This is a genomic window from Cellulomonas sp. JZ18 (genome assembly GCF_009720485.1).
Classification (GTDB): domain Bacteria; phylum Actinomycetota; class Actinomycetes; order Actinomycetales; family Cellulomonadaceae; genus Cellulomonas.
In genome coordinates this window covers 884,190-910,139 of the sequence record NZ_CP045245.1, presented here as the reverse complement: position 1 = coordinate 910,139, position 25,950 = coordinate 884,190, and the positions used below count along the sequence as shown (strand labels likewise).

The window sequence follows — 25,950 nt, the reverse complement described above, 5'->3', positions numbered from 1 at the left end:
CGACCGACGTGGCGGGGCGGGCGCCGCGGCCGCTCTCAGGCCGGGTCGCGCCGGGTCGCGCCGTCCGGGTCCTCGACGTCGGCGGCGACCGGGCCGGCGGAGCCGGAGGGCCCCGCCGCTGCACCCGCCGCGCCCGCCCCCGTGCCCGCGCCCGCACCCGCGGACGGCGCCGCGCCGCCCCGGAGGGCGTCGTCGGCGGCGTCCTCGGCCGCCGCGTCGTCCCCGGCCCGTCCCCCTGCGCGACCCGCACGGCGCTCCTGCGCGCGGTGGGCGAGGTGGCGCGCCGCCGCGTCCCGGGGTCCGGCGAGCAGCACGTAGGACAGCCCCCAGGCGAGGAACGCGGCGAGCAGGGGCGCGAGCCACGAGCGCATCCCCAGCCACCAGAGCAGGGCCGTGACGACCGCGAAGAGGGCGACGCGCAGGACGGAGTAGACGAGGACCGGCACACCCCCAGGGTAGGTCGCCCCGGGGCGGGGTCCGTCCGGCCGGCCGGTGGCCGACGCCGCCCCGGGCGCGCGCGTCTACCCTGGACGGGTGCCCCGGTACCTGGTCCTCCTGCTCGTCGTCGGTCTGACGGTCTACTGCCTGATCGACGTCGTGCGCAGCGACGGGCGCGCCCGGCGCGGGCTGCCGGTCGCCCTGTGGCTCGCCGTGGTCGTCCTGCTGCCGGTCGTCGGGCCGGTCGTGTGGCTGGTCCTGCGCGGCACGGCCGGCGGGTCGGGCGCCGGTCCCCGCCGTCGCCCCGCGCGGCCCGTGGCACCCGACGACGACCCCGAGTTCCTGCGCCGCCTGGACCAGGAGCGGCGGCGGCGTGAGCGCGAGACCCGCGACCAGCCGGGCACCGGCACCGGCACCGGCACCGGCACCGGCACCGACGAGGCGAGCACCGACGGCGCCGGGGACGGCGCGCCCGACGGGGACCCCTCCACGACCTGAGCGCCCGGGACGGCGGCACGGCCCCGCACCCACCCGGCGCCCGTGGACGTGGACGTCCCCCCGCACGACGACGGCCGCCGACCCGGGGAGGGGCGGCGGCCGTCGTGCTGCGCGTGGGACGCGTCCGGGGTCGCGCGGGGGCGTCAGAGCCCGGAGTACGAGTGCTTGCCGTCGACGAACAGGTTGATGACCGTGAAGTTCGCGATCACGACCGCGTACCCCGCGTAGACGAAGTAGGCGGCGCGCCGCCCGCTCCACCCGCGCGTCGTGCGGGCGTGCAGGTACGCGGCGTACACGACCCACGCGACGAACGTGCCGACCTCCTTGGGGTCCCAGCCCCAGTACCGGCCCCACGCGTGCTCGGCCCAGATCGCCCCGCCGATGAGCGTGAACGTCCACAGCACGAACGCGACGGCGTTGAGGCGGAAGGACAGCGCCTCGAGGCGCCGTGCGTCGGGCACCTGCTCGAGCCACGCGAAGCGCGGCCCCGTGACCCGCAGGGGCGCCAGCCAGCGGCGCAGGCCGTCCGCCGAGCGCCACGGCCGCGCCAGGTGGGAGCGCCCGGTCGCGCGGCCGTCGCGGAGCACCTGCAGCACCGAGGTCGCGAAGGCCACGGTGAAGACGCCGGTCGCGATGATCGCGACGCCGACGTGCAGGACGAGCCAGTAGCTGTCGAGCGCGGGCTGGACCTCGTCCGCCTGCACGTGGAAGACGAGGAGCGCCAGCGCGAGCCCGAGCACCGCGATGCCCATGACGAGGACCGCGAGGAACGCGATGGTCCGCCGACGCTGCACCACGGCGAGCACGGCCACGGCGACGAGCACCCCGACGACCGCGAACTCGTACATGTTGGCAGTCGGCCAGCGGCCCGCGGCCAGGCCGCGCGTGACGACGCCCGCGAGCAGGAGCACGAGGCCGAGGAGCGTGGTGCTGCGGGCGACACCCTCGGCCCGGGTGCGCCGCGCCGCGACGTCGGCCGCGGGGCCGTCGGCGGCCGGCGCCACCGGGACGGCCGGTGCGGGTGCACCGCCTGCGGCGACGAGCTCGCGCTCGCGCGGCGCGCGGACGCGCTGCGCCTGCTCGGCGACGCGCGACATCTCGATCGTCCATGCGACGAGCGCGATCGTGAACGCGGTCGTCGCCCCCCACACCAGCAGGTCGCTCACCTGCGCCAGGGTCACCTGGTCCATCACTCGCCTCCGGGTCCGGACGCCGCGGTGGGCGTCGCGTGGTCGCGGTCGGGTCGGTCGCCCTCGGACCGGTCCCGGCCCGTCCGGTCATGGCCGGTTCCGTCGTGGCTGGTCCCGTCCTGGCCGGGTCCGTCGTGGCCGGGTCGCTCGTGCCCGCGCCCGTCCGGCTGCACGCCGTCCGGGTCGCGGCCCAGCACCTCGGCGAGCACGCGGTCGAGCTCGGGCTGCAGCCCGACGTCGTCCCCCGCGCGAGCCCCGCGGCGTCGACCACTGTACCGGCGGGGGCGCTGCCGCCCTCCGTGGCCGGGCCCGTCGGGGACGCCCGCAGCCACAGGCGGCGCCGCGGCGCGAAGAGGGAGGCCGCGAGGCCCGCGAACGCGAGCAGCGCGAACACGAGCACGGCGAGCAGGGCGGGGTCGTGGCGCAGGTCGAGCGCGACGAAGCGCGGCAGCTCCTCGAACGTCAGCGAGCCGAGCCCGTCGGGCAGCTCGACCGTCTCGCCCGGGCGCACGTAGAGCGTGACGTCGTCCCCGGCGTCGTCCGTGACCTTCTCCATGCGGGACTCGTCGAGCCGGTACACGTTCTGCGGCACGCCCGTGTCGAGCCCCAGGTTCCCGCGCCAGACCGACAGCACGAGCATCGGGTCCGTCGGCTGGGGGTCGGACGAGCGCCACCACCCGGGCACCCACTCCTCCGCGGTCGGCAGCAGGTAGCCGACGAGGCCGACCTGGTCCTGCCCGCCGGACACGTCCGGCACCTTGATGACGCCGCGGGAGGTGTACACCTCGTCCTCGGGCAGGAACGGCACCGGACCTGCGAACGCCACCTCGCCGGCGCCGTCGCGCACCGTGACGCGCGGCGCGTAGCCGTTGCCCTGCAGGTACACCTTGGCCCCGCCCGCCGTCAGCGGGTGGTTGACCTTGATGGTCCGCTCCTGCGGCTCGCCGCCCGGCTCCGTCACGGTGACGTGGGCGGTGAAGTCGCGCGACTGCAGCGTCTCCTCGTCGAACCGGGACTCGAACTCGTCCAGGCGCAGCGTGAACGGCTCGAGGTCCGCCGGGTCGAAGGCGGTGCCGCGCTCGAACGTGTCGTACGCCGCCTGCACGTTCGCGAAGCCCGTGCCCTGCACGACGATCGCCTGGCCGCGGTAGTGCAGCATCTGGCCGGTCGCGACGCTCACCAGCAGCCCGACGAGCGCGAGGTGGAAGACGAGGTTGCCCGTCTCGCGCAGGTAGCCGCGCTCGGCCGACACGGACCACGTGCCGCCGCCCTCGTCGTGCACGTCGACCCGGTACCCGGGGACGAACGGCAGCCACGACGGCCCGCGCCGCAGCACCGCCGCGGCACGCTCGACGACGGCGCGCGGCTCCTGCGCGGACGCGCCCGCGCCGCGGGCGGGGAACCGCGTCAGCCGGCGGGGCGTGCGCGGCGGCCGGCCGCGCAGCGCGGCGAGGTGCACGCGCGTGCGCGGCAGGATGCAGCCCACCAGCGAGACGAACAGCAGCAGGTAGATCGCGCTGAACCACACCGACGCGTAGACGTCGAAGAAGCCGAGGCGGTCGAGCCGCGGACCGGCGGTCGCGTGCTCGTCGAGGTACGCGACCACCGCGGCGGGGTCCTGCGGGCGCTGCGGGAACAGCGTGCCGGGCACGGCGGCGACCGCGAGGAGCATGAGCAGCAGCAGCGCGACCCGCATGCTGGTCAGCTGCCGCCACGCCCAGCGCAGCCAGCCGCGCAGGCCGAGCGCCGGCAGGCCGGGGTCGGGGGCGCCCGGGCGCGCCGGGGCGGCACCCGTGACGTCGCCGTCGGTCGGCGTGAACGCGTCGTCGAGCCCCTCGGGGCGGTAGGTCACCACGTCGGCCTCACAGCACCGGGACGAAGGGGTCGGCGCCCGTCAGGGCACCCTGGAGCCAGGCGGACCACGTGCCCCACACGCCCGTGACGAGCGCGAGGCCGAGGACGACGAGCACACCGCCGCCGGTGCGCCGCACCGCGAGCCGGTGCCGGCGCAGCCACGCGAGCAGCCGCCCGGAGCGCTGCAGACCGAGCGCGACGAGCACGAACGGCAGGCCGAGCCCGATGCAGAAGACGGCGGCGAGCAGCGCGCCGCGGCCGGCGGACCCGCCGGTCAGGGACAGGGTGAGGATGGTGGCGAGGGTCGGTCCGATGCAGGGCGTCCAGCCGATGCCGAACGCGACCCCGAGCAGCGGCGCGCCCCACAGACCGGCCCGCGGCGCGAGCTGCAGCCGGCGCTCCCCCTGCGCGAACGGCACGAGGCCGAGGAACGCCAGCCCCATGACGACCGTGACCGCGCCGAGCACCCGGCTGACCGGGTCCTGCCACTGCCACAGCAGCGACCCGAGCGAGCCCGCGAGCGCGCCGAACGCGACGAAGACGAGCGAGAACCCGGCGACGAACAGCGTGACGCCGACGAGCACCCGGCGACGCGCGAGGCGCTCGTCCCCGGGGTCGGCCGACGGCACCGCGGTCGCCGCGGCCGGCACGGGACGCGCGTCCGCCGCCCGGCCGCCGACGCCGTCGGTCCCGGTGGCGACGGTGACGGCCGGGGGGCGGGCCGTCCCCCGGCCGATGCCGACGACGTCCGTCGCGTCGACCGCGCCCAGCACGCGGCGGGAGCGGTCCGTCGACGTGTCCGCCCCGCCGGCGAGGCCGCCGAGCAGCCCCAGGTACCCCGGCACGAGCGGCAGCACGCACGGGGACGCGAACGCCACGACCCCGGCGACCAGGGCCACGGGCAGCGCGAGCAGCAGCGAGCCGGTCGCGACCGCCGCCCCCACGTCGGCGCTCACGGCGCGGCCGTGCCCGTCCCGGTCGGCGCGGCCGCGGCCGTCCCGGCGTCACCCTCGGCCAGCAGCTCGTCGACGAGCGCCCGCAGGGTGGAGCCGTCCACGAGGCCGAGGACGCGCGCGGCGACGCGTCCCTCGCGGTCGAGCACGACGGTCGTGGGCACGGCGCTGACCGGTACGACGCCCTGCAGCGCGGCGACGGCGGACCCGTCGGTGTCCGCGATGCTCGGGTAGGGCACGGCGAACTCGCGCTGGAACGCCTGGGCCGCACCCGCCGCGTCGCGCACGTTGATGCCGAGGACGTGCACGCCCCGGTCCGCGTAGTCCTGCGCGAGGGCGACGAGGTCCGGCGCCTCCGCGCGGCAGGGCGGGCAGGCGGCGTACCAGGTGTTGAGCACGACGACGTCGCCGCGCCACTGCGTCACGTCCCGGTCCGTGCCCTCGTAGTCGGTGCCGGCCAGCACGAGCGGCTCGGTCCGGTCGCCCGCGGCCCACGTCGTGGTGGCGCCGTCGCCGGACTGGTACCCCTGCCCCACGACGTCCTCGGGGGCGTCCGAGCCGCCGTCCGACGTGCAGCCGGCGAGCAGCACGAGGCCCGCCGCGGCGGTCGCGGCGGCGCGCAGGACGGCGCGGCGCACCTCAGGCCCCCGCGACCTGCGACGCACCGGGCAGCAGCGACGCGGCGGGCTCGGAGTAGCCGATGCCGACGAGGCGGTCGCCGGAGAAGCGCAGCGTGGTCAGGGACGCGAGGGCGCACTGGCGGCGGCGGGGGTCGTGCCAGAGACGGCGGCCCTCGAGCGCGAGGCGGGTCACCCAGATCGGCAACTGGTGGCTGACCAGGACGGCCTCGTGCCCCGCGCGGCGTCCCGCGCGGCCTGCACGGCGGCGGTCATGCGCGCGACCTGGACGGTGTACGCCTCGCCCCAGGAGGGCCGGAACGGGTTGCGCAGGTGCGGCCAGTGCTCGGGGTGGCGCAGCGAGCCGTCCCCGACGCCGAACGTGCGGCCCTGGAAGTGGTTCTCGGCCTCGATGAGCCGCTCGTCGGTGGCGGTCTCGAGGCCGAACGCGGCCGCGATCGGCGCGGCGGTCTGCTGCGCCCGCTCGAGCGGCGAGGCGACGACGGAGACGACGTCCCGACGCGGCGCGCCCTCGTCGCCCGCGAGCGTGCGGGCCACGAGCTCGGCCATCGCGACGCCGCGCTCCGAGAGGCGGTAGCCCGGCAGGCGCCCGTAGAGCACGCCGGCGGGGTTGTGGACCTCGCCGTGCCGGAGCAGGTGCACCGTCGTGTCGACCATGCCCTCAGTGTCGCAAATCCTCCCGGGTGCACCGGTGCCGCCGGACGTGCGCTGCGCCACGTCGGGGACGGGCGCGGGGACGGGCTCGGGGACGGGCGCGGGGACGGGGCCGTCAGGCGGCGGGCGCCGGGCCGTCGGCCTCCGCCCGCGCCTGCGTGCAGCCCGGGGAGCGCAGGTGGTCGACGACGACCTGCATCGCCTCGCCGAGCGCGGCCAGCTGGGCGTCGGTGAGGCGGTCGACGAGGTGCTCCCGCACCGAGCGCACGTGCCCGGGGGCGGCGGCGACGAGCACGTCCCACCCGTGGTCGGTCATGACGCAGTTGACGCCGCGCGCGTCCCCGGGGGCGGGCTCGCGGCGCACGATGCCGGCGCGCTCGAGCCGTGCGACGGTGTGGGTGAGGCGGCTGCGCGAGTGGGCGAGGTCCCCGGCGAGCTCCGACATGCGCAGCGTGCGGCCGGGGGCCTCGGAGAGGCGGACGAGGATCTCGTACTCGGCGAGCGACAGGCCGCTCTGGGCGTCGAGCTCACGGCCGAGCGCGTCGAGCAGGAGCGCGGAGCCGTCGCGCCAGGCCCGCCAGTGCCGCTGCTGCTCGGCGGTCAGCCAGCGGACCTCGTCGGCAGCCGGCGCCGTGGCGTCGGGGGTCCCCTCGGAGGTGGTGGTGCTCACGTCGTCCTCCTCCCTTGCGTCGATGACCCGAGTGTAGTAGAAATCTCAACGAACCTGCTACTTGATGATTCAACGAATCTGGAGGTCACCATGACCGCTCTCCCCGCCGGCCTCACCACGGGCACCTGGGCCGTCGACGCGTCGCACTCGGAGGCGTCCTTCACCGTCCGCCACGCCGGCATCTCCAAGGTGCGCGGCACCGTCGGCATCACCTCCGGCACGCTCACCGTCGGCGAGGACCTCGAGTCGTCGTCCGTCGTCGTCACGCTCGACCCCGCCTCGGTGGACACGCGCGACGCCAACCGTGACGGCCACCTCAAGAGCGCCGACTTCTTCGAGGTCGAGACCTACCCCGAGTGGACGTTCACCTCGACGGCCGTGCGCGCCGCGGGGGACGACTACGTCATCGCGGGCGACCTCACGATCCACGGCGTGACGCGCCCGGTCGAGCTCGAGACGACGTTCAACGGCACGGCGGTCGACCCGTTCGGCAACCAGCGCGCGGGCTTCGAGGCCTCCGTGACGATCTCCCGCAAGGACTTCGGCCTCACGTGGAACGCCGCGCTCGAGGCCGGCGGCGTGCTCGTCGCGGACAAGGTCCGCATCGACCTCGACGTCTCGGCCATCAAGCAGGCCTGAGCACCAGCACTCCCCGCGGGGGCGCGACCGGACCGGTCGCGCCCCCGCGGCGCGTCCTGGCACAGCGCGTCCCGGCACCGCAGGTCCAGGCACCGCACGTCCCGGCACGGCGCGTCCCGGCAGGGCCCGCGTCGGCTCACGCCCCGCCCGCCGCCGCGGCCCGCCGCGCGTCGTGGAACGCGAGGATCTGCAGCTCCGACGCCACGTCCACGGCCCGCACGTCGACGTGCGGGGGCACGCGCAGCGCCGCCGGCGCGAACGTCAGCACGCCCACCACGCCGGCTGCCACGAGCCGGTCGCACACCGCCTGCGCGACCGACGCGGGCGTGGTCAGCACGGCGATCGTCGCCCCGGTCGTGACCACCACGTCCTCGAGCCGCTCCGCCGGCTGCACGACGAGCCCGGCGACCGACGTCCCGACGACCCGCGGGTCCGCGTCGACGAGGGCGACGAGGCTGAACCCGCGCTGGGCGAACCCCGCGTAGTTCGCGAGCGCGTGCCCCAGGTTGCCGACGCCCACCAGCACGACCCGCCGCTCGTCGGCCAGGCCCAGGGCGACCCGCACCTGCTCGCGCAGGTGCGCCACGTCGTAGCCGACGCCCCGCACGCCGTAGGAGCCGAGGAACGACAGGTCCTTGCGCAGCTGCGCGGGCGTCACCCCGACGCGCGCCGCCAGCTCGTCCGAGGACGTGAGGACAGCACCCTCCCCCGCCACGGCGTCCAGCGCCCGCAGGTACCCGGGCAGGCGCGCCACCGTCGCGGGCGGCACCTGCGCCCCCCGACCCGACCGTGCCCGACCGTCCACGTCGACCCCCACGGCACCCGACCGCTCGCACCGCCCCGTCGCGGGCGCGGGCCGGGCGCCGGTCCACACGCTAGGGCCTGGGCGCCGCCGCGGCGAGGGCCCGCAGCAGACGGGTCTCGTCCACGCGCCAGTACCCGCGGCGCACGCCGTCGACCTCGACGACCGGGACGAGCTCGCCCATCTCCGCGCGCAGGTCGCGCCCGCCGGGCGCGGGGGCGTCCACGTCGACCTCCGCCCACGGCGCGCCCGTGGCCGCGCTGACGCGCACCACGACGGCACGGGCGTCGTCGCACAGGTGGCACCCGGCGCGGCCGTACAGGACGATCCGGGCCCGCTCGGCGGGCACGGGGCGGGGGTGTCGGGCGTCGCGGTCACGGCACCACGCTAGGTCGCGCGGCCCCGCCGGGTCATCCGCCGCCGGGGGCCGCCCCGGCAGCCGGGCCACGTCGTTACAGTGGCCCGGTGCACGCGGCGGACGGGACCGGCGAGGGCGCCGTGGTCGGCCGCGACGTGGCCGGGGCGGAGCCCGTGGTCGCGGGCACCGTCGAGACGGAGCGGGCGCAGGTCGTGCCCGAGGGCACGCGGGTCGCGGCCTTCTTCGACGTCGACAACACGATCATCCGCGGCGCCAGCGCGTTCCACCTGGCCGTCGGGCTGTACCGGCGGGGCTTCTTCCGCAAGCGCGACATCCTCGTGTTCGCGTTCCAGCAGGCGCGCTACCGGCTGTTCGGGGAGGACCGCGAGCAGATCGACGAGGTGCGCTCGCGGGCGCTCGAGATCATGCGCGGGCACTCCGTCGCCGAGGTCACGGCGATCGCCGAGGACGTCTACGACGAGGTCATGAGCCTGCGCATCTACCCGGGCACGCGTGCGCTGCTGGACGCGCACCTGGCCGACGGGCACGCGGTGTGGCTCGTCACGGCGACGCCCACCGAGATCGGCGAGCTCATCGCGCGGCGGCTCGGCACCTCCGGCGCGCTCGGCACCGTCGCCGAGCACCGGGACGGCTTCTACACGGGCCGCCTGGTCGGGGACCTGCTGCACGGCGAGGCGAAGGCGAGCGCGGTGCGCGCGCTCGCGGAGCGCGAGGGGTACGACCTCGCGCTGTGCCACGCCTACGGGGACTCGACGAACGACGTGCCGATCCTGTCCACCGTCGGCAACCCCTGCGCGATCAACCCCGACCGGCGGCTGCGCCGGCACGCCGCGGAGGTCGGCTGGCCCGTGCGCGAGTTCCGCACCCGTCGGCGCACCGCGCGCCGGGGTGCGAACGCGGCGAGCCTGGCCGGCCTCGCGTGGGCGGCCGCCGTCGTCGTGCGCGCGCTGCGACGGCGCCTCACCGGCTCCTGACGGGCCGCTGCCCGCCGCCGACCGGCCCCGGACGCACGTCGGGCCCGGTCGGTCGACCGGGCCCGGGGTGCGGAGCGCTGCGCGGGTGCGCTCAGCTCACTTCTTGTTGCGACGCTGGTGGCGCGTCTTGCGCAGCAGCTTGCGGTGCTTCTTCTTCGCCATGCGCTTGCGGCGCTTCTTGATGACGGAGCCCATGCGGTCCTCACTCGTGTCCGGTCGCGGCCCGCAGGACCGCGAAGGTGGTCGGCCGACGCGCGGGGTGATGCGGGATCGACGCCACCGACCGGCCCACGCACGCAGAAGTCCGGGGGCCCACCTTACGGGATGGTGCAGCGCCGGTGCGAACCCACGTCCCGCGGGTCCGCCGTCGCGGTCAGGACGAGCGGCGGTGCTCCTGGCCCGCTGCCGGGTCGACCGTCGCCGACGAGCGCAGGTAGGCGTCGAGCGCGTCCTGCGGGACGCGGAAGGAGCGGCCGACGCGCACCGCCGGCAGCTCGCCGGAGTGCACCAGCCGGTAGACGGTCATCCGCGAGACGCGCATGAGGTCCGCGACCTCGTTGACCGTGAGGAACCGCACCCTGCCCTGGGGCTCGTGCCGCGGCTCGTCCATCCGACCCTCCCGACGGCCGGACCAGCGCCGGCGGCTTCCACCCACCGGCGGGGGTGCTCGACGTTCACAGTAGTGGCGCGTGTGACGGGTGGGGAAGCCGGGACGGCCGCACGGGCCCGGTCGTCACCCGGACGGGTCCACCGCCGACGCGGGCGCGCCGGGACCGGGCGCCGCCCGCGGGTGCGGAGCCGGTCGCGTCAGTCGAGCTCGGGGTCGAGGCCGAGGGCCGGGAACACCGCGGCCCGCGTCGCGCGCACGGCCCGGTCGACGTCGTCCGCCGGGTCGTAGCCCGCCGACCAGGGGCGCGGCTGCACCGCCACGCCGTCGGTCATCACGCCGACCGCCGCCCGGCCGTACCGCTGGCGGACCGCGTCGAGCCACTCCTGCGGCACGGGGGTGGCCGGGTCCACCGGGCGGTGCGTGGCGATGCCGATGAGGTGGGCCCAGGAGCGCGGCACGACGTCGAGCACGGCGTACCCGCCGCCGCCCAGGGCGAGCCAGCGCCCGTCGCACACCTCGTGGGCGAGCGCGTGCAGGCGCTCCGCCGCGACGCGCTGGCCGTCCACGCTCACGCGCAGCGACGTCAGCGGGTCCAGCCGGTGCGTGTCGCAGCCGTGCTGCGTGACGAGCACCTGCGGCGCGAAGGCCCGCACGACGGCCGGGACGACGGCGTCCAGGGCGCGCAACCACCCCGCGTCCCCCGTGCGCGAGGGCAGCGCCACGTTGACGGCCGTGCCCTCCGCCCCGGGTCCACCCGTCTCGCCCGGGTAGCCCGTGCCGGGGAACAGCGCGTGGCCCGTCTCGTGCAGCGACACCGTGAGCACGCGCGGGTCGTCCCAGAACACCGCCTGCACCCCGTCGCCGTGGTGCGCGTCGACGTCCACGTACGCGACCCGCTCCACGCCGGCCGCGAGCAGCGCGCGGATCGCGACGGCCGCGTCGTTGTAGACGCAGAAGCCGGACGCCGCGCCCGGCATCGCGTGGTGCAGGCCGCCGCCGACGTTGACCGCGTGCGGCGCCCTGCCCTCCCAGACCGCGAGGGCGGCGTCCACCGAGCCCGCCACGACGCGCGCGGCCGCGTCGTGCATCTGCGGGAACACCGGGTCGTCGCGCGTGCCCAGGCCGCGCACCGGGTCCGGCACGCCGCGCTCGGCCGCCGCGTGCACCGCGGCGACGTAGGCGGGCTCGTGCACCGTCGTCAGCAGCGCGTCGGGAGCGGGCTCGGCGGCCACGACCTCGACGGACGGCCCCTCGAGCAGCCCGAGCCCGGCGGCCAGGGCGATCGTCAGGTCGATGCGGTCCGAGGTCATGGGGTGCCCCACGCCGAAGTCGTAGGCGAGCATCTCGGTCGACCAGACCACGCGCACGGGGGCGGCGGCAGCTCCGTGGGGGCCGCGTCCGTGGCCGTCGCCGTCATGGGCCCACGCTCCCACCGCGTCGCGGCCCGTGTCGACCGGACGCCCTCGGCGGAGGGCCGGACGGGTGGGCGCGCGGGGCGGCCCGGTCCACGGGTGTCGGCGCGGCGTGCCAGCATGTGTCGGTGGTCCGGCGCGAGCCGGGCCGTCGGCCCGCCCGGCGTCCCGCGCCGCGGGGCCGACGGGTCACGGTGACGGGTCGGTGCACGGCGGGAGGCGGCATGGCGGCGGGACCAGGCCTGCTGTGGCGTGTCCGCGAGTACGTCGACCGGGCCGCGCGCCAGGGCCCGGCACGCCTGGCGCTGACCGTCTTCGCCCTCGTCGTCGTCCTCATCACGGCCCTGCTGTCCGCCCCCTGGGCGACCGCGCACGGCGGGCGCGCGCCGTTCGTCGACGCGTTCTTCACGGCGACGTCGGCCACGACGGTCACCGGGCTGGTGACGGTGCCGACGGGCGAGTACTGGTCGATCTGGGGGCTCGTCGTCATCCTCGTCGCCATCAAGATCGGCGGGCTGGGGGTCATGACCCTGGCGTCGCTGCTCGGCATGGCGGTCTCCCGCCGGATCGGGCTGACGCAGCGCCTGCTCGTGTCGTCGGAGACGAAGGTGACGCGCCTGGGCGAGGTCGGCTCGCTCGTGCGCACGGTCATCGTGACGTCGACGGCGCTCGAGGTCGCGATCGCGCTGGCGCTGTTCCCGCGGCTCGTGCTGCACGAGGACAACGTCGGCACCGCCGCGTGGCACGCGGCGTTCTACGCGATCTCGGCGTTCAACAACGCGGGCTTCGTGCCGACGCCCGAGGGCCTGGAGCCGTTCGTCTCCGACTGGTGGATGCTGCTGCCGATCATCGTCGGCGTCTTCATCGGCTCGCTCGGGTTCCCGGTCATCCTCAACATCGCCAACCACCTGCGCGAGCCCCGGCGCTGGAACCTGCACTCCAAGCTCACGCTCGCGATGAGCGTCGCGCTGCTGCTGTTCGGGTCGGTCGTCGTCGCGGCGTTCGAGTGGACCAACCCGGGCACCTTCAAGCCGCTCGACTGGGCCGGCACCCTGCTGGCCTCGCTGTTCGCGGGGATCATGCCGCGATCGGGGGGCTTCTCCACGGTCGACGTCGGGGAGATGCACGAGGGGACCTGGCTGCTGCTCGACGCGCTCATGTTCGTCGGGGGCGGCTCGGCCGGCACCGCGGGCGGCATCAAGGTGACGACGCTCGCGGTCATGCTCCTCGCGATCGTCGCGGAGGCCCGCGGCGACCGGGACGTGGAGGCGTTCGGCCGGCGGATCTCGCGCGACACGCTCCAGGTCGCGATCGCCGTCGCGTTCGTCTCCGCCAGCTTCGTGCTCGTCGCCGCCCTGCTGCTGCTCGCGATGACCGGCCTGACCCTCGACGTGATCCTCTTCGAGGTCATCTCCGCGTTCGCGACGTGCGGCCTGTCGACCGGCATCACTCCCGACCTGCCCGACCCCGCGAAGTACGTCCTCGCCGTGCTCATGTTCATCGGCCGGACGGGCACGATCACGCTTGCCGCGGCGCTCGCGCTGCGCAACCGTCGTCGCGTCGTCCGCTACCCGGAAGAGAGGCCGATCATTGGCTGACAGCCTGCGCGCCGGTGGCGGCGAGCCGCGCACCGCCCCCCGCTCCCCCGCCAAGGGGGCCGGCATCCTCGTCATCGGTCTCGGCCGGTTCGGGTCGTCCATCGCCGCGACGCTCGACCGGCTCGGGCAGGACGTGCTCGCGGTCGAGCGCAACCCCGACCTCGTGGCGCAGTGGGCGGGGCGCGTCCCGCTCGTCGAGGCGGACGCCGCGAACCCCGAGGCGCTCGAGCAGCTCGGCGCGCGCGACTTCCCGGTCGCGGTCGTCGGCGTCGGGTCCTACCTCGAGGCGTCCGTGCTCATCACGGGCAACCTCGTCGACATCGGCGTGCCGCAGATCTGGGCCAAGGCGATCTCCAGCGAGCACGCGCGCATCCTGCAGCGCATCGGCGCCCACCACGTCGTGCTGCCGGAGGCGGACGCCGGTTCCCGCGTCGCGCACCTCGTGTCCGGGAAGATGCTCGACTACATCGAGGTCGAGGACGGGTTCACGGTCGTGAAGATGCGCCCGCCGAAGGAGACGCAGGGCTTCACGCTCGCGCAGTCGAAGATCCGCGAGCGGTACGGCGTCACCGTCATCGGCGTGAAGAGCCCCGGCGTCGAGTTCCAGTACGCCACGCCCGAGACGCGCATCTCGTCGAACGACCTGATCATCGTCGGCGGTCACGCCGAGTTGCTCGAGCGGTTCTCCGCGCGCCCCTGAGGGGTCGGCCCCGCCGCACGGGGTCAGGCGCCCGCCGCGACCTCGCGCAGCGCGTCGCCGGTGAGCCGGTACCCGGTCCACTCGTCCATGGGCACCGCACCCAGCGAGCGGTAGAAGGCGATCGACGGGGCGTTCCAGTCGAGCACGGCCCAGTCGACCCGGGTCCAGCCGCGGGCGACCGCGACGGCGGCGAGCGAGCGCAGCAGGGCCAGGCCGTAGCCCCTGCCGCGGTGCGCCGGGTCGACGAAGAGGTCCTCGAGGTAGACGCCGTGCCGTCCCGTCCACGTCGAGAAGCTCCGGAACCAGACGGCGATGCCGACGACGACCCCCTCGACCTCGACCACATGGGCGTGGACCGTCGCGTCCGGGGCGAACAGCGCCGACGTCAGGTCGGCCTCGGTCGTCTCGACCGCGTCCGGCTCGCGCTCGTACACCGCGAGGGCCCGCACGCAGGCGAGGATGCCGGCCTCGTCCCCGGGCCGCGCCGCACGCAGCACCGCACCGCCGTCCAGCCGCTGCTCGTCCACGGGCGGCGACCCTACCCGCCCGGTGACCGGGCACCGCGCGCGGAGGCGGCGGACAGACCCTGCGGGGGCACGGCGGGAACCGCCCCCGCGCCCGGCCGCGCGCCTCACGAGAGGTCCGTCGCACCCCGCTGCCGCGGCAGGACGCCGCTCGGGGCCGCTCGACGAGCACGCCGGCGGCCGGCCCGGGACCGCAGCCACGCGCCCGCCAGGAGCAGCAGGAGCGCCACCGGGAGCAGCCAGGGCTCGGCGCCCGTCGCCGCGAGCGCGGCCGGCGCCGGGGCGGAGGTACCGGCGTCGTCGGCGCCCGGGGTGCCGGGCTGGTCCCCGTCCGGGGTGCCGGTGACGGGGGTGCGCCGCTCGTCGGCGGCCGGGACGGCGCCGTCGAGCCGCCCGGCCGCGACGCCCGACACGCCGGCCGGCACCTGCACAGGGGCGGAGACGAGGGGCTGGTGGTCGGAGCCGACGAGCCCGAGGTCCAGCTCGACGGCGACGCCGCCGGTGAGGTCGACACCGAGGTCGACGGAGGCCCCCTCCGCGGGGGCGGCGAGGGCCACGGCGGCCCCGGCGACCAGCAGGCCACCGCTGACGAGCGCCGTGTGCAGCGCGCGACGGACGGACGTGTGCAAGCGAGTACTCCTCTGCCGAAAGGACCGGAGCGCCCAGGAGGGGGCGCGGGGGCGGACGTCGCACGGGCGACGTGCGGCCGGTCAGGCAGGGGTGTGCGGGATGTCGCGGGCGGGCGCCGCCGGGCACCCGAGGTCGTGCGTCGCGACCGTCGCGACGAGCCGCAGCGCGGCGGCGTGGGCGGTCGCGGGCGGCGTCGCGTCGGCGGCGCCCCGGGTGAGGCCGCCTCCGCCGCCCGCGCCGCCCGCGGCACCGGCCGGCAGGGCGGGAGCGGACGGCGCGGCGGGTGCGCCGGGGGCGGCGGGCGCCTCCTGCGGCGTCGTCGGGTCGGCGAGCACCGGGGCGGCCGGGCCGGCGTCGGCGACGGGCCGGGACGTCCGGTGCTCCGCAGCGGGCGCCGACACCGCACGGGCCGGCGGGGCGACCTCGACGGCACCGGTCGTCGACGCACCCGGCGCGGCAGGAGCGGCTGCGGGTGCGGGCTGCGGGGCGCGCGGGGCGTCCGGCCCGGCGGCGCCCGGCGCGTCCGCGCCGGCTCCGGGCACCGGCCCGCCGACCACCGGCGGCACGACCGGCAGGTCGTCGACGACGGGCGCGAGGACGGCGCGCACCGGCGCGAGCGGGGCGAGCACGCGGACGACCGCGTCGAGGACCGGCGCCGCCGGTGCGACCAGGCCACCGACGACCCCGCCGACCGGTGCGGCGGCGGGCACGAGGGCGTCGGAGACCGGCACGAGCGCGTCGGACACCGGTGCGACGACGGCGCCGGTGACGGGTTCGACGACCGCGACGACGGGCTCGACGACCTCGGCGACCACCGGGGCGACGGGCTCGACGACCGCCGCGACCGGCGGGGCGACGACGTCCCGCACCACGGGTGCGACGGCCTGCGTCACGGGCTCGGCCACGGGCGCGACGGCCTGCGTCACCGGCTCCACGACCGGTGCGACCACGGCGAGCCGGTCGGCCGCGGGCTCGACGACGGGTGCGACCTGGCGTACGACGGGCTCGACCACGGGCGTCACGACGTGCGCGGTGACCGGCTCGACGACGTCGTGCAGGACGCCGCCCGCGGGCTCGAGGACGCTCCCGACGGTCTGCGTGGCACCGCCGACCACGTCGCCGAGGGCTCCCGCCGGGGCGGGGGACGCCTTCGCGTCGTAGGGTCCGCCGACGACGGCGCCGATGAGGACGAAGAGCACGGCGGCGGCAGCGGTCAGCACGGCGCGCAGGAGCCACGCCCCCGCCTGCCGCGCGATCCGGTGCACGTCCATGTGCCGACGACCCCCCGTCGTCCCGTCCTCGGGGCGTCGCCGTCGACGCCCGCGGCCTCGACCGTAGGAACGACGAGCGCGGGGCCGCAACCGCAGCGGCCCCGCGCTCGCCCGTCCGGGTGAACCGGGCGGTCAGCTCTTCGTGGTGAAGGTCTGCTCCGGTCCGACGGTCCGGCCGTACGCGTTCTCCGCGACCACCCGGTACCGGTAGGTCGTGCGTGGCGCCAGGCCGCTCAGCGTCGGCTGCTCGCCGCGCTCGTAGGTGACGGCGCCGAGCGAGAGCGTCGGCGTGCGCTGGTCGAGGGTCGTCGTGCCCCACTCGACCCACGCGGTCGTGGCGACCCCGTTGGGGTTGACGCGCATCTTGACCTGCGCCGACGTCGGCCCCACGTACGCGGGGTCGACCGCACGCACGGTCGGCGGGCCGGGCGTCACCCAGCTGTCCTCCCGGGAGGCGGAGCCGGCCGCGGTGGCGACCGTGACGGTCCACGTGTACTTCGTGCCGGGGACCAGCCCACGCGGTGCGGTCGTCGACGCCTGCTGCGACCCGCTCTTCGCGGCGACCGGCACCGTCGCCGTGCCGACGACCGTCGTGCCGGCCCGCCACTGGAACGTGACCGTCCCGGCGAGGCCGCGCGTGTCGACCCAGGCGTACAGGTCCGCGGCGGTGGTGGTCACGTTCCGCTCGTCCACGCCGGTGACGGCCGGCGCGGGCGCCACCGAGATCGTGCGCGCGTCGGTCGCGGTCAGGCCGTGGACGTCGGTGACGCGCAGCGTCGGGGTGAACGTGCCGACGCCGTAGGTGTGCTGCAGCGCGGCCGGCGGCTGACCCGTGCCCGAGCGCGTCGTGCCGTCGCCGAGGTCGAGCGACCACGACGCGACACCCGTGCCGGTGGCGGACAGGGCGCCGAAGCTGCGGTTGCCCGCGAGCTGGACCGTGAGGGTGCCGGCCCCCTGGGTCGCCGAGGTCTCGAGCCAGGCCATGGGCCGCGGCCGCACGTCGGGGCTCGCGGCGAGGTCGCGGTAGGTCTGCGCGGCCGTGCCGGTGCCCAGGCGCCAGTCGCAGGTGCCGACGGTGTCGAAGTAGGCCACGGCCTCGAGCTCGGGCCACGACGCGAACAGGGCGAACGCGTCCCGCAGCCAGGCGGCGCGCCGGTCCGGCTGCGCCGGGTCCTCGACGGAGCCCCACTCGCCGAGCACGGCCTTCTTGCCGTGGTTGCGCGCGAACGTGCGCAGGCCCTCCGTGACGCGCTCGAGCGAGCGCCACTCGGACGTGTTGCCGCTCTTGCAGCCGAACCAGTTGTAGGCGTCCGTGCCGATGCGGTCGACCACGTCGTCACCGGGGTAGAAGCCCCTGGCCGTCGGGTCGGTGTTCGGCTTGGTGAGCGAACCGGTCGTGGGGATCCACGTCCACAGCACGTTGGTGACGCCCTCGGCGCGCAGCACGTCCACGTAGTGCCGCCAGGCCGCGACGTAGTCCGCGGCGGTGCCGTACGTGGAGCCGGCGATGTCCGCCTCGTGGTGCAGCGTGAGGTAGACGACGGGGCCGAGGGCCTTGACCTGCTGCGCGTGGGTGCGGATCTGCGCGTCGGCGTCGCCGCGGGCGATCGCGGCCCACGGGACGACGGCGCCGTTCCCGCGCTTGGGCAGGATCGAGAGCATCGGCACGCGCCCGCGCTGGACGGCGCTCGTCGCGACCGGGCCGAGCAGGTTCTCGTCCCAGCGGTGGTAGATGCGCTGGACGTCGAGGCGGCGCCCGAGGAACTCCTCGGCCTGCTGGGCGGCGGCCTCGACCGACGGCTGCTCGCCGCGCTCGACGTACTCGCCGACGAGCGTCGTGGCGGAGGACACGCGCAGCTCGGCGGGAGCGGGGACGGCGGACGGGGCGACGGCGTGAGCGGCGGGCGTCCCCACGAGGAGGACGGAGGCGAGGGTGGCCGCGACGACGGCGAGGCGGCGCGACCGGGCCGGCCGGGACGACGTCCCGGACGAGCGAGGAAGGACAGACACGTATCAGCTCCGATGCGGGCAGGCGAGCGGTCAGGTCCTGCCCCGTGCCCGCCCGCGCCGGACGGGGCCCCCTGTGCGATGAGGGAAGCGCACGCGGGCACCGCCCGTCATCCCCCACACCGCCGCACGGGACACCGTACGACCGATATCTGATACGAATGCGTGACAATTTGACCAACACCGCAGGTCAACGGCACTGTGTCGATTAAGTCACACGCAGCAACCTGGGCGCACGTCCGACCGTCCCTCCGCAGGTCGTGACGTGGTCGTCCCGTCGATCAGCGCCGCGATCACCGATCACCGTGCGGGCGGCACCGTCCCCCGGTGCCGCCCGCACGGGCCGTCAGAAGCCCTGGGCCAGGCGGTGGTACACCTGGTTCCACCGCACCTCGGCGGCGAAGCCCCGCCGCGTCGTCGACTCGTCGATGACCAGCAGCTCGGTCCGGGTCATCTCCGCGAACATCTCGAACGCCTCGACGCCCACGGCCGTCGTCAGCACCGTGTGGTGCGCACCGCCCGCCGTCAGCCAGCACTCCGCGGACGTCGTGAAGTCGGGCCGCGGCTCCCACACCGCGCGCGCCACCGGCAGGTGCGGCAGCGGCGCGCTCGGGGGCACGACGTCGACGACGTTGGCGGTCAGGCGGAAGCGCTCGCGCATGTCCGCGAGCGAGACGACGACCCCCACACCGGGGTCGGCGTCGAACACCATGCGGACCGGGTCCTCCTTGCCGCCGATGCCGAGCGGGTGGATCTCCACGCGCGGTCGCGACGTCGTCAGGGTCGGGCAGATCTCGAGCATGTGCGCCCCGAGGATCCGCTCCGCACCCGGCGTCAGGTCGTACGTGTAGTCCTCCATGAGGGACGCCCCACCGGGCAGCCCCTCGCCCATGACCTTCGCCGCACGCACCAGCACCGCGGTCTTCCAGTCGCCCTCGGCGCCGAACCCGTACCCCTTGGCCATCAGCCGCTGCACCGCGAGCCCCGGCAGCTGGCGCAGGTCGCCCAGGTCCTCGAAGTTCGTCGTGAACGCCGTCGCGCCGCGCTCGGTGAGGAAGCCCTCGAGGGCGATCTCCTGCCGCGCGGCGTACCGCAGCGACTCGTGCCGGTCGCCACCGCGGCGCAGCTCCGGGACGACGTCGTACAGCTCCTCGTACTCCGCCACGAGCGCGTCGACGTCGGCGTCGGCGACGGCCTCCACCGCGGCGACCAGGTCGTTCACGCCCCACGTGTTCACGGAGACGCCGAACCGCAGCTCCGCCTCGGTCTTGTCGCCCTCGGTGACGGCGACGTTGCGCATGTTGTCCCCGAAGCGCACGAGCCGCAGCTCCTGCACCGCACGGCGGGCGGCGGCCGCACGCACCCACGTCCCCACGCGCCGCGTCACCGCCGGGTTCGACACGTGACCGGCGACGGTCGTGCGCGGGACGCCGAGGCGCGCCGCGATGTACGCGTACTCCCGGTCGCCGTGCGCGGCCTGGTTGAGGTTCATGAAGTCGAAGTCGATGGTGTCCCACGGCAGCTCGACGTTCGCCTGCGTGTGCAGGTGCAGCAGCGGCTTGCGCAGCTGGTCCAGGCCGGTGATCCACATCTTCGCCGGGCTGAACGTGTGCATCCACGTGACGACGCCGAGGACGCGGTCGTCCGCGTTCGCGTCGAGCATCGCGCGGCGGATCGCGTCGGCGTCCTTGAGGACCGGCTTCCACACGACCGTCGCCGGCACGTCGTCCGAGGCGTCCAGCCGTGCCGCGACCTCCTGCGACTGGGCCGCGACCTGACGCAGGGTCTCCTCGCCGTACAGGTCCTGCGAGCCGGTGAGGAACCAGACCTCGCGGTCGGCGTAGGGCTTGCTCATGGTGTCTCCTGTCGGGTCGCGGCCGGCGTCAGCGCTGGCCGTAGACGTTCTGGTAGCGGGCGTACAGGGAGTCGACGTCGGACTGCGCGATCGGCAGCGGCTCGCCGAGCTGCCGGCTGATGTGGACCGTGCGCGCGACCTCCTCGCACATGACCGCGGCCTTCACGGCGGCCTTCGCGTCCCGGCCGATCGTGAACGGCCCGTGGTTGCGCATGAGCACCGCCGGGCTGCGCGAGTCCCGCAGCGTCTCGACGATGCCGCGGCCGATGGAGTCGTCGCCGATCAGCGCGAACGGGCCCACCGGGATGTCGCCGCCGAACTCGTCCGCCATCATCGTCAGCACGCACGGCACCGGCTCGCCCCGCGCCGCCCACGCGGTCGCGTACGTCGAGTGCGTGTGCACCACGCCGCCGACGTGGGGCATGTGCCGGTAGACGTACGCGTGCGCGGCGGTGTCCGACGACGGGGCGCGCGTCCCCTCCACGAGCGCCCCGTCGAGGTCGCAGATCACCATCGCCTCCGGGCTCAGCTCGTCGTACGTGACGCCCGACGGCTTGATGACGAGCAGGTCGCGCTCGGACGGTCCGGCGCCGGGGTCGACGACGACCCGCTCGGAGACGTTGCCTGCGGTCCACACCACCAGGCCCCAGCGGGGCAGCTCGGCGTGCAGCGCGCTCACGCGCTCGCGGGCGCGGGCGACGGCGTCGCGCACCGCGTCGGGGTACGCGTCCAGGGTGGTGGTCATCGTGCTCCTCCTCCGCGCGCCCGCCGGGCGCGCACGTCGTGGGCGGTCACAGCGCGTCCACGGCGGCCTGCTCGACGGCCAGCCCCGCGCGGTAGCGGTCCAGGTAGGCGGCGAACCCGGCGACGTCGTCCGGGTCCGGCGCGACCTCCTCGACGTCCGCCCCGGCGAGCACGTGCTCGCCGAGCCACGTCGCGAGGTCCTGCTGCGGCGCCGCCGCCAGGTAGGCCGCCAGCAGGGCGATGCCCCACGCGCCGCCCTCGCCCGCCGTCCGCCCGACGGCGACCGGCACGTCGAGCGCGGCGGCCAGCAGCCGCTGCGCGACGCCGGCGGTGCGGAACAGGCCGCCGTGCGCGAACAGCGCATCGACCCGCACGCCCTCGTCGGCGAGCACCTGCATGCCGAGGCTCAGCGTGCCGAACACCCCGTACACCTGCGTGCGTGCGAAGTTCGCGAGCGTGAGGCGGCTGTCGGGCGTGCGCACGACGAGCGGGCGGCCCTCCCCGAGCCCCGTCACCGGCTCGCCGGCCAGGTAGTTGTAGGCGAGCAGGCCGCCACCGTCGGCGTCGCCGTCGAGCGCGGCCCGCAGCAGCGCGCCGAAGACCGCGTCCGGGTCCGCGTCGTGGCCGAGGGCCGCGACCAGCTCGCCCAGCACGCCCGCCCAGGCGGCGAGCTCGCTCGCGCCGTTGTTGCAGTGCACCATCGCCACGGGGTCGCCCGCGGGCGTGGTGACGAGGTCGATCTCGGTGTGCACGCGCGCCAGGGCGTCCTCGAGGACGACCATCGCGAAGATGCTCGTGCCGACGCTGACGTTGCCGGTGCGGGGGGCGACGGACGCCGTCGCGACCATGCCGGTGCCGGCGTCGCCCTCCGGCGGGCACAGCGGGGCCCCGGGACGCAGCGTCCCGGTGGGGTCGAGCAGCGCGGCGCCCTCGTCGGTCAGCCGACCCGCCTCCTGGCCCGCGAGCAGGACCTCCGGCAGCAGGTCCGCCAGGTGCAGACCCGGCGCCCGGTCGGCCAGGAGCTCGTCGACCTGCGCGAGCATGCGCGCGTCGTAGCCGCGCGTCGCCGCGTCGATCGGGAACATGCCCGACGCGTCGCCGACCCCCAGGACGTGCCGGCCGGTGAGCCGCCGGTGGACGTAGCCGGCGAGGGTCGTGACCGACGCGATCCGCGGCACGTGCGGCTCCTCGTCGAGGACCGCCTGGTACAGGTGCGCGACCGACCAGCGCAGCGGGACGTTGTGGCCGAGGCGCTCGGTCAGCTCGGCGGCCGCGCGCCCGGTGCTCGTGTTGCGCCACGTGCGGAACGGGACGAGCAGCTCACCGTCCGCGTCGAAGGCCAGGTAGCCGTGCATCATCGCCGACACCCCGAGCGCGCCGAGCGTCTCGAGCCGGGTGCCGTAGCGCTGCTCGACGTCGGCGAGCAGGTCCGCGACGCAGGCCTGCAGGCCGGACCAGACCGCGTCGAGGGAGTACGTCCAGACGCCGTCGACGTAGTCGTTCTCCCACGCGTGCCCGCCGGCGGCGAGCGGCGTGCCGTCCGGTGCGACCAGGCTGGCCTTGATGCGCGTCGAGCCCAGCTCGATGCCGAGGCTGGTGCGGCCGGCGCGCACGTGGTCGCGTGCGGTCTCGACGTCGGGCTCGGTCATCGCGACTCCCCGGGGGATCGGCGCAGCGCCCGGCCGCGGCGGCGCGGCGGCGGGCGCACCGACGGCGGGACGCCCTCGGCCGCCTCCGATGTTAGCGCTCACATGGGCAGGGGCGAAAGTGCCCCGCCCGAGGCGGGCGGGCGCACGCCAGGGCGGACGGTCAGGGCGCGGAGTCGCGCACGACGAGCTCGGGCGCGATGAGCTCGCGGGCGACGCCGCCGCCTTCCAGCGCGTCGACGAGGACGCGCACGGTCCGCTCCCCCAGCTCGTCGAAACCCTGCCGCACGGTCGTCAGCGGCGGCGCGGCGAACGCCGACCCCGGCTCGTCGTCGAAGCCGACGACCGCGACGTCGTCCGGCACGCGCACCCCCGCCCGGCGGAACGCGTGCAGCAGGCCGAGCGCGAGCTGGTCGTTCGCCGCGAACACGGCGTCCGGCACACCCGTCTCCACCAGGTGGCGGCCGATCGCGTCCCCGTCCGCCGCCGACCAGCCCGCGGGCAGCGGGGGCGGCACCCGCACGCCGGCCGCGTCGAGCGCGGCGCGCCAGCCGCGCAGCCGGTCTCGCGCGTCGAACCACTCCTCCGGACCGGCCACGTGCACCACCCGGCGCCGCCCGGCCGCGAGCAGGTGCTCCGTCGCCGCCCGTCCACCCGCCTCCTGGTCGACCGCCACCGTGCTCACGGCCGGCAGGTCGGGGGCGGACGACACCACGACGACCGGGACGGGCGCGCGCACCGAGCCCAGGGCCGCCACCGTGTCCGTGCGCGGCGCCACGACGACGATGCCGTCGACGCCCTGGGCGAGGAAGTGCTCGACCGCGGGCACCACGTCCTGCGGCCCGAACGAGCGCAGCGTCGCGACCGAGACGTACCGGCCGGCGTCGCGCGCCGCCTGCTCCAGCGCCACGAGCGTGCTCGTCGGCCCGAACAGCGCCGACCCCGGCGTGACGACGCCGACCGAGCCCGTGCGCCGGGTCACCAGCGCGCGGGCCGCGAGGTTGCGGCGGTAGCCGAGCGTCGCGATGGCGTCGAGGACCCGCGCCCGGGTCTCGGGCCGCACGCTCGGGTGGTCGTTGAGGACCCGGGACACCGTCTGGTGCGACACGCCCGCGAGCGCGGCGACGTCGCTCATCGCGGGTGGCCGGACCGGGCGGACGGACCGCACGTCACCGTCCGCCGGCGCAGGCCGGTCCTCCACGACGGCCGGGGGCGCACCGGTCGGCGGCTGGCCGCTCACGGCTCAGCCCGCCGCCGGCCGGCCGAGCTCGCGCGAGCGCTCGGCCGCCGCACGCACCGCCGCGACCACGCCCGCCCGCACCGCGTGCGCGTCGAGCGCGGCCACGCCGGCGACCGTCGTGCCGCCGGGCGAGGAGACGCGCTCGCGCAGCACCGCCGGGTGGTCCCCGGTGCTACGGACCAGGGCCGCGGACCCCTCGACGGTCGCGACGGCGAGCCGCGTCGCGAGGTCGCGCGTCAGCCCCAGCAGGACGCCGGCCTCGGCAAGCGCGTCGATGACGTAGAAGACGTACGCGGGGCCCGACCCGGACAGCGCGGTGACCGCGTCCATGTCCTTCTCCGCGACGCGCACGACGACGCCGGTGGCCGCGAGCACCCGCTCCACGAGGGCGAGGTGCTCGTCGGTGGCCGCCGCGCCGGGCGCGATCGCGCTCGCCCCCGCGCCGATCAGCGCGGGCGTGTTCGGCATGACCCGCACCACCGGGGTGCCGGCCGGCAGCGCGTCCTCGTACGTGCGCAGCGGCACGCCGGCGGCGACGCTGACGACGACGGCACCCGGCCGCAGCACGGGTGCGACCTCGGCGAGCACCGCGGGGACCACGCCCGGCTTGACCGCGAGCAGCACGACGTCGGCGCCGGCCGCCGCCTCGGCGTTCGACCCGGCACCCGTCGCCCCGTGCTCGTCCGCGATCCGGGCCACGGCGGAGGCGTCCCGGTCCGCGACCACGACACGCCCACCGGGCCACCCGGCGGACCGCAGCCCCGCGACCAGCGTGCCGCCCATGACACCGCCACCCAGCACCGCGACCGTGGGCGTCGCACCCTGCTCCGTCATCGCACTCCCCAGGGGTCCCCGCCGGCACGGCACCGGCCGCGCCGCACCCGGCCGACCGCGGCCGGCCCGGGCCCTCGACCGTCGAGGAGCGGACGCCCGAGCCTACCGACCCGCCTCGTGGGCGACCGCAGACGGGCCCCCCGCCCGGTGACCCCGTGATCGCGCACCGATCTGCGCCGCTGCTGCTGCACGATCACGGGGTCGCCGGGAGGGCTCCTCGGTGAGGTGGCGGCGGACGGTCGGCGCGACGACCCCCGCGAGGACGTCGCGCGCGGTGAAGCGGAGCAGGTCGACCCCTCCCGTCGCGACGATCGCGTTCTGGCGCTCACGGTCGGTGTACAGCGCGTCCGGCTCCCGGTGCGGCCCACGGCCGTCGATCTCGACGACGAGCAGACGCCCGTCCCGGCGCCACCACCCCAGGTCGCCCCGGGCGACGACACGGCCGCGCGCGTCGCGGACCGCCACCTGCGGCTCGGCGGGCGGGAGACCCGCGTCCCGGCACTGCAGGCGCGCCCACGTCTCGAGCGGCGACTGGGCCCGGCCGTCCGCGAGCCGGAGCCACCCGCGTGCGGCCGCGGCGCCACGCCGACCGCGCAGCACGCTCGCGACGTCACCCAGGTCGGGCACGACGAGTCGTCCGCGGAGGGCGGAGTCGAGCACCGCCACGGCGCGGTCGCGCGGCAGCTCGCAGACCGCCTGCGCCACGGCCCACGGCGGCGACGCGACCCGCGCGCCGCCGACGCGCACCACCGGCATCCCCGCGTCGAAGCACCGCACGACGACGCCGGGACGGGGGCGCCGGTGGCTCGCGCCGGGCAGCGCGACCTCGCCGGGCAGCGTCGGCGGCAGGCCCTCGACGCCCAGCAGCGCGAGCGCGGACGTCCCGACCGCGACGGCGTCCGGACCCGCGGCCAGCAGGGCGGCCCAGGCCGCGCGACGCCGACGACCGTCGGGGCCGGCGTCCGCGGCCGGACCCGCCCCGACCGTGAGCGCGGGCAGCAGGTCGTACACCGTCCGCTGCACCCGGACGGCACGCCCCGCGCGCACAGCGGAGGCACGGTGGCCGCGGTGCAGCCCGTGCGCCTCGCACTGCCGCGTCGAGACCAGACCCTCCTGGCGCAGCGCCAGCGCGACGAGCGACGGAGGCAGCGGCAGACGACGTCCCATGCCCCTCATGAGACCCGCCGCCG

The 25,950-nt window shown here is 76.6% G+C and carries 25 protein-coding genes and 2 pseudogenes; 5 read left to right on the top strand and 22 right to left on the bottom strand.

Translation table 11 applies throughout. From position 1 onward, the window contains the following. Positions 1-35: 35 nt before the first annotated feature. Positions 36-446, bottom strand: a complete 411-nt coding sequence (locus GC089_RS04205; RefSeq protein ID WP_155376600.1) for a DUF4229 domain-containing protein — start codon at positions 444-446, stop codon at positions 36-38. Between the two features lie 88 nt (positions 447-534). On the opposite strand from GC089_RS04205, the gene GC089_RS04200 reads away from it, so the two are divergent. Continuing rightward, positions 535-936 carry a PLDc N-terminal domain-containing protein gene (locus tag GC089_RS04200; RefSeq protein WP_155376599.1) on the top strand — a complete coding sequence of 134 codons (402 nt, stop codon included), beginning with the start codon at positions 535-537 and terminating at the stop codon, positions 934-936. Positions 937-1,079: 143 nt separating this feature from the next. Here GC089_RS04200 and ccsB read toward each other — a convergent pair whose 3' ends face one another. From ccsB to GC089_RS04170, 6 genes and pseudogenes are all read right to left on the bottom strand, one after another. After that, entirely contained in the window at positions 1,080-2,117 is a 1,038-nt protein-coding gene (ccsB, locus tag GC089_RS04195) for a c-type cytochrome biogenesis protein CcsB (protein WP_155378927.1), read from the bottom strand. A gap of 298 nt (positions 2,118-2,415) precedes the next feature. Continuing rightward, positions 2,416-3,798, bottom strand: a pseudogene (locus GC089_RS04190) (cytochrome c biogenesis protein ResB); the annotation flags it as partial. Positions 3,799-3,988: 190 nt separating this feature from the next. After that, positions 3,989-4,936 (bottom strand): cytochrome c biogenesis CcdA family protein, encoded by a 948-nt coding sequence (locus tag GC089_RS04185; RefSeq protein WP_196250819.1) that lies wholly within the window; start codon positions 4,934-4,936, stop codon positions 3,989-3,991. After that, positions 4,933-5,571, bottom strand: coding sequence for a TlpA disulfide reductase family protein (locus GC089_RS04180; RefSeq protein WP_230685054.1), 639 nt, complete (start codon positions 5,569-5,571; stop codon positions 4,933-4,935). The genes GC089_RS04185 and GC089_RS04180 overlap by 4 nt, the downstream gene beginning before the upstream one ends. 1 nt (position 5,572) lies before the next feature. Then, positions 5,573-6,228: pseudogene (locus GC089_RS04175) on the bottom strand (histidine phosphatase family protein). Between the two features lie 112 nt (positions 6,229-6,340). After that, on the bottom strand, positions 6,341-6,895 hold the full coding sequence (locus tag GC089_RS04170) for a MarR family winged helix-turn-helix transcriptional regulator (RefSeq protein ID WP_155376598.1): 555 nt from the start codon (positions 6,893-6,895) through the stop codon (positions 6,341-6,343). 90 nt (positions 6,896-6,985) lie between these two features. Here GC089_RS04170 and GC089_RS04165 point away from each other — a divergent pair, with 90 nt between their 5' ends. Then, positions 6,986-7,534 (top strand): YceI family protein, encoded by a 549-nt coding sequence (locus GC089_RS04165; RefSeq protein ID WP_155376597.1) that lies wholly within the window; start codon positions 6,986-6,988, stop codon positions 7,532-7,534. A 136-nt stretch (positions 7,535-7,670) separates the two neighbouring features. On the opposite strand, the gene GC089_RS04160 is transcribed toward GC089_RS04165, so the two are convergent. Continuing rightward, positions 7,671-8,339: a redox-sensing transcriptional repressor Rex gene (locus tag GC089_RS04160; RefSeq protein ID WP_370514102.1), complete on the bottom strand. Its 669-nt coding sequence runs from the start codon at positions 8,337-8,339 to the stop codon at positions 7,671-7,673. Positions 8,340-8,409: 70 nt separating this feature from the next. Next, positions 8,410-8,685, bottom strand: a complete 276-nt coding sequence (locus GC089_RS04155; protein WP_155376595.1) for a glutaredoxin family protein — start codon at positions 8,683-8,685, stop codon at positions 8,410-8,412. Between the two features lie 221 nt (positions 8,686-8,906). On the opposite strand from GC089_RS04155, the gene GC089_RS04150 reads away from it, so the two are divergent. Continuing rightward, entirely contained in the window at positions 8,907-9,689 is a 783-nt protein-coding gene (locus tag GC089_RS04150) for an HAD family phosphatase (RefSeq protein WP_155378924.1), read from the top strand. A gap of 96 nt (positions 9,690-9,785) precedes the next feature. Here GC089_RS04150 and GC089_RS04145 read toward each other — a convergent pair whose 3' ends face one another. From GC089_RS04145 to GC089_RS04135, 3 genes are all read right to left on the bottom strand, one after another. After that, positions 9,786-9,884 (bottom strand): 30S ribosomal protein bS22, encoded by a 99-nt coding sequence (locus tag GC089_RS04145; protein ID WP_003792170.1) that lies wholly within the window; start codon positions 9,882-9,884, stop codon positions 9,786-9,788. 178 nt (positions 9,885-10,062) lie between these two features. Beyond that, positions 10,063-10,299 carry a helix-turn-helix domain-containing protein gene (locus GC089_RS04140; protein WP_155376594.1) on the bottom strand — a complete coding sequence of 79 codons (237 nt, stop codon included), beginning with the start codon at positions 10,297-10,299 and terminating at the stop codon, positions 10,063-10,065. A gap of 197 nt (positions 10,300-10,496) precedes the next feature. Further along, a complete protein-coding gene (locus GC089_RS04135; protein WP_155378923.1) occupies positions 10,497-11,642 on the bottom strand; it encodes an acetoin utilization protein AcuC in 1,146 nt (381 codons plus the stop codon). A gap of 293 nt (positions 11,643-11,935) precedes the next feature. Between GC089_RS04135 and GC089_RS04130 the strand changes: the two genes are divergently transcribed. Both GC089_RS04130 and GC089_RS04125 read left to right on the top strand, forming a co-directional pair. Continuing rightward, positions 11,936-13,309: a TrkH family potassium uptake protein gene (locus tag GC089_RS04130; protein ID WP_155376593.1), complete on the top strand. Its 1,374-nt coding sequence runs from the start codon at positions 11,936-11,938 to the stop codon at positions 13,307-13,309. Continuing rightward, entirely contained in the window at positions 13,302-14,009 is a 708-nt protein-coding gene (locus tag GC089_RS04125) for a TrkA family potassium uptake protein (RefSeq protein ID WP_370514068.1), read from the top strand. The genes GC089_RS04130 and GC089_RS04125 overlap by 8 nt, the downstream gene beginning before the upstream one ends. A gap of 23 nt (positions 14,010-14,032) precedes the next feature. On the opposite strand, the gene GC089_RS04120 is transcribed toward GC089_RS04125, so the two are convergent. The 10 genes from GC089_RS04120 to GC089_RS04075 all read right to left on the bottom strand — a co-directional run bounded on the left by GC089_RS04120 (position 14,033) and on the right by GC089_RS04075 (position 25,927). Next, a complete protein-coding gene (locus GC089_RS04120) occupies positions 14,033-14,536 on the bottom strand; it encodes an N-acetyltransferase family protein (protein WP_370514067.1) in 504 nt (167 codons plus the stop codon). A 104-nt stretch (positions 14,537-14,640) separates the two neighbouring features. After that, positions 14,641-15,162 carry a hypothetical protein gene (locus GC089_RS04115; RefSeq protein WP_155376592.1) on the bottom strand — a complete coding sequence of 174 codons (522 nt, stop codon included), beginning with the start codon at positions 15,160-15,162 and terminating at the stop codon, positions 14,641-14,643. A gap of 81 nt (positions 15,163-15,243) precedes the next feature. Next, positions 15,244-16,434, bottom strand: coding sequence for a hypothetical protein (locus GC089_RS04110; RefSeq protein WP_155376591.1), 1,191 nt, complete (start codon positions 16,432-16,434; stop codon positions 15,244-15,246). Positions 16,435-16,566: 132 nt separating this feature from the next. Continuing rightward, entirely contained in the window at positions 16,567-18,444 is a 1,878-nt protein-coding gene (locus GC089_RS04105; RefSeq protein WP_155376590.1) for a glycosyl hydrolase, read from the bottom strand. 343 nt (positions 18,445-18,787) lie between these two features. Continuing rightward, on the bottom strand, positions 18,788-20,296 hold the full coding sequence (gene araA / locus GC089_RS04100; protein WP_155376589.1) for an L-arabinose isomerase: 1,509 nt from the start codon (positions 20,294-20,296) through the stop codon (positions 18,788-18,790). A 28-nt stretch (positions 20,297-20,324) separates the two neighbouring features. Beyond that, complete coding sequence (locus GC089_RS04095; protein WP_155376588.1) at positions 20,325-21,041, bottom strand: L-ribulose-5-phosphate 4-epimerase; 717 nt, start codon at positions 21,039-21,041, stop codon at positions 20,325-20,327. Positions 21,042-21,087: 46 nt separating this feature from the next. Further along, complete coding sequence (locus tag GC089_RS04090) at positions 21,088-22,689, bottom strand: xylulokinase (RefSeq protein ID WP_155376587.1); 1,602 nt, start codon at positions 22,687-22,689, stop codon at positions 21,088-21,090. Positions 22,690-22,849: 160 nt separating this feature from the next. After that, positions 22,850-23,821 (bottom strand): LacI family DNA-binding transcriptional regulator, encoded by a 972-nt coding sequence (locus tag GC089_RS04085; RefSeq protein WP_155376586.1) that lies wholly within the window; start codon positions 23,819-23,821, stop codon positions 22,850-22,852. Positions 23,822-23,929: 108 nt separating this feature from the next. After that, positions 23,930-24,760 carry a pyrroline-5-carboxylate reductase gene (gene proC, locus GC089_RS04080; RefSeq protein WP_155376585.1) on the bottom strand — a complete coding sequence of 277 codons (831 nt, stop codon included), beginning with the start codon at positions 24,758-24,760 and terminating at the stop codon, positions 23,930-23,932. A gap of 102 nt (positions 24,761-24,862) precedes the next feature. Continuing rightward, positions 24,863-25,927, bottom strand: a complete 1,065-nt coding sequence (locus tag GC089_RS04075; protein ID WP_196250818.1) for a type IV toxin-antitoxin system AbiEi family antitoxin domain-containing protein — start codon at positions 25,925-25,927, stop codon at positions 24,863-24,865. Between the last annotated feature and the right edge of the window lie 23 nt (positions 25,928-25,950).

Excerpts from the sequence above, each read along its gene's own strand:
- GC089_RS04165 (WP_155376597.1), top strand. The coding sequence starts at position 6,986 with ATGACCGCTCTCCCCGCCGGCCTCACCACGGGCACCTGGGCCGTCGAC.
- GC089_RS04145 (WP_003792170.1), bottom strand. The coding sequence starts at position 9,884 with ATGGGCTCCGTCATCAAGAAGCGCCGCAAGCGCATGGCGAAGAAGAAG.
- GC089_RS04140 (WP_155376594.1), bottom strand. The coding sequence starts at position 10,299 with ATGGACGAGCCGCGGCACGAGCCCCAGGGCAGGGTGCGGTTCCTCACG.
- GC089_RS04135 (WP_155378923.1), bottom strand. The coding sequence starts at position 11,642 with ATGCTCGCCTACGACTTCGGCGTGGGGCACCCCATGACCTCGGACCGC.
- GC089_RS04130 (WP_155376593.1), top strand. The coding sequence starts at position 11,936 with ATGGCGGCGGGACCAGGCCTGCTGTGGCGTGTCCGCGAGTACGTCGAC.
- GC089_RS04110 (WP_155376591.1), bottom strand. The coding sequence starts at position 16,434 with ATGGACGTGCACCGGATCGCGCGGCAGGCGGGGGCGTGGCTCCTGCGC.
- araA (WP_155376589.1), bottom strand. The coding sequence starts at position 20,296 with ATGAGCAAGCCCTACGCCGACCGCGAGGTCTGGTTCCTCACCGGCTCG.
- GC089_RS04095 (WP_155376588.1), bottom strand. The coding sequence starts at position 21,041 with ATGACCACCACCCTGGACGCGTACCCCGACGCGGTGCGCGACGCCGTC.
- GC089_RS04090 (WP_155376587.1), bottom strand. The coding sequence starts at position 22,689 with ATGACCGAGCCCGACGTCGAGACCGCACGCGACCACGTGCGCGCCGGC.
- GC089_RS04085 (WP_155376586.1), bottom strand. The coding sequence starts at position 23,821 with ATGAGCGACGTCGCCGCGCTCGCGGGCGTGTCGCACCAGACGGTGTCC.
- proC (WP_155376585.1), bottom strand. The coding sequence starts at position 24,760 with ATGACGGAGCAGGGTGCGACGCCCACGGTCGCGGTGCTGGGTGGCGGT.
- GC089_RS04075 (WP_196250818.1), bottom strand. The coding sequence starts at position 25,927 with ATGGGACGTCGTCTGCCGCTGCCTCCGTCGCTCGTCGCGCTGGCGCTG.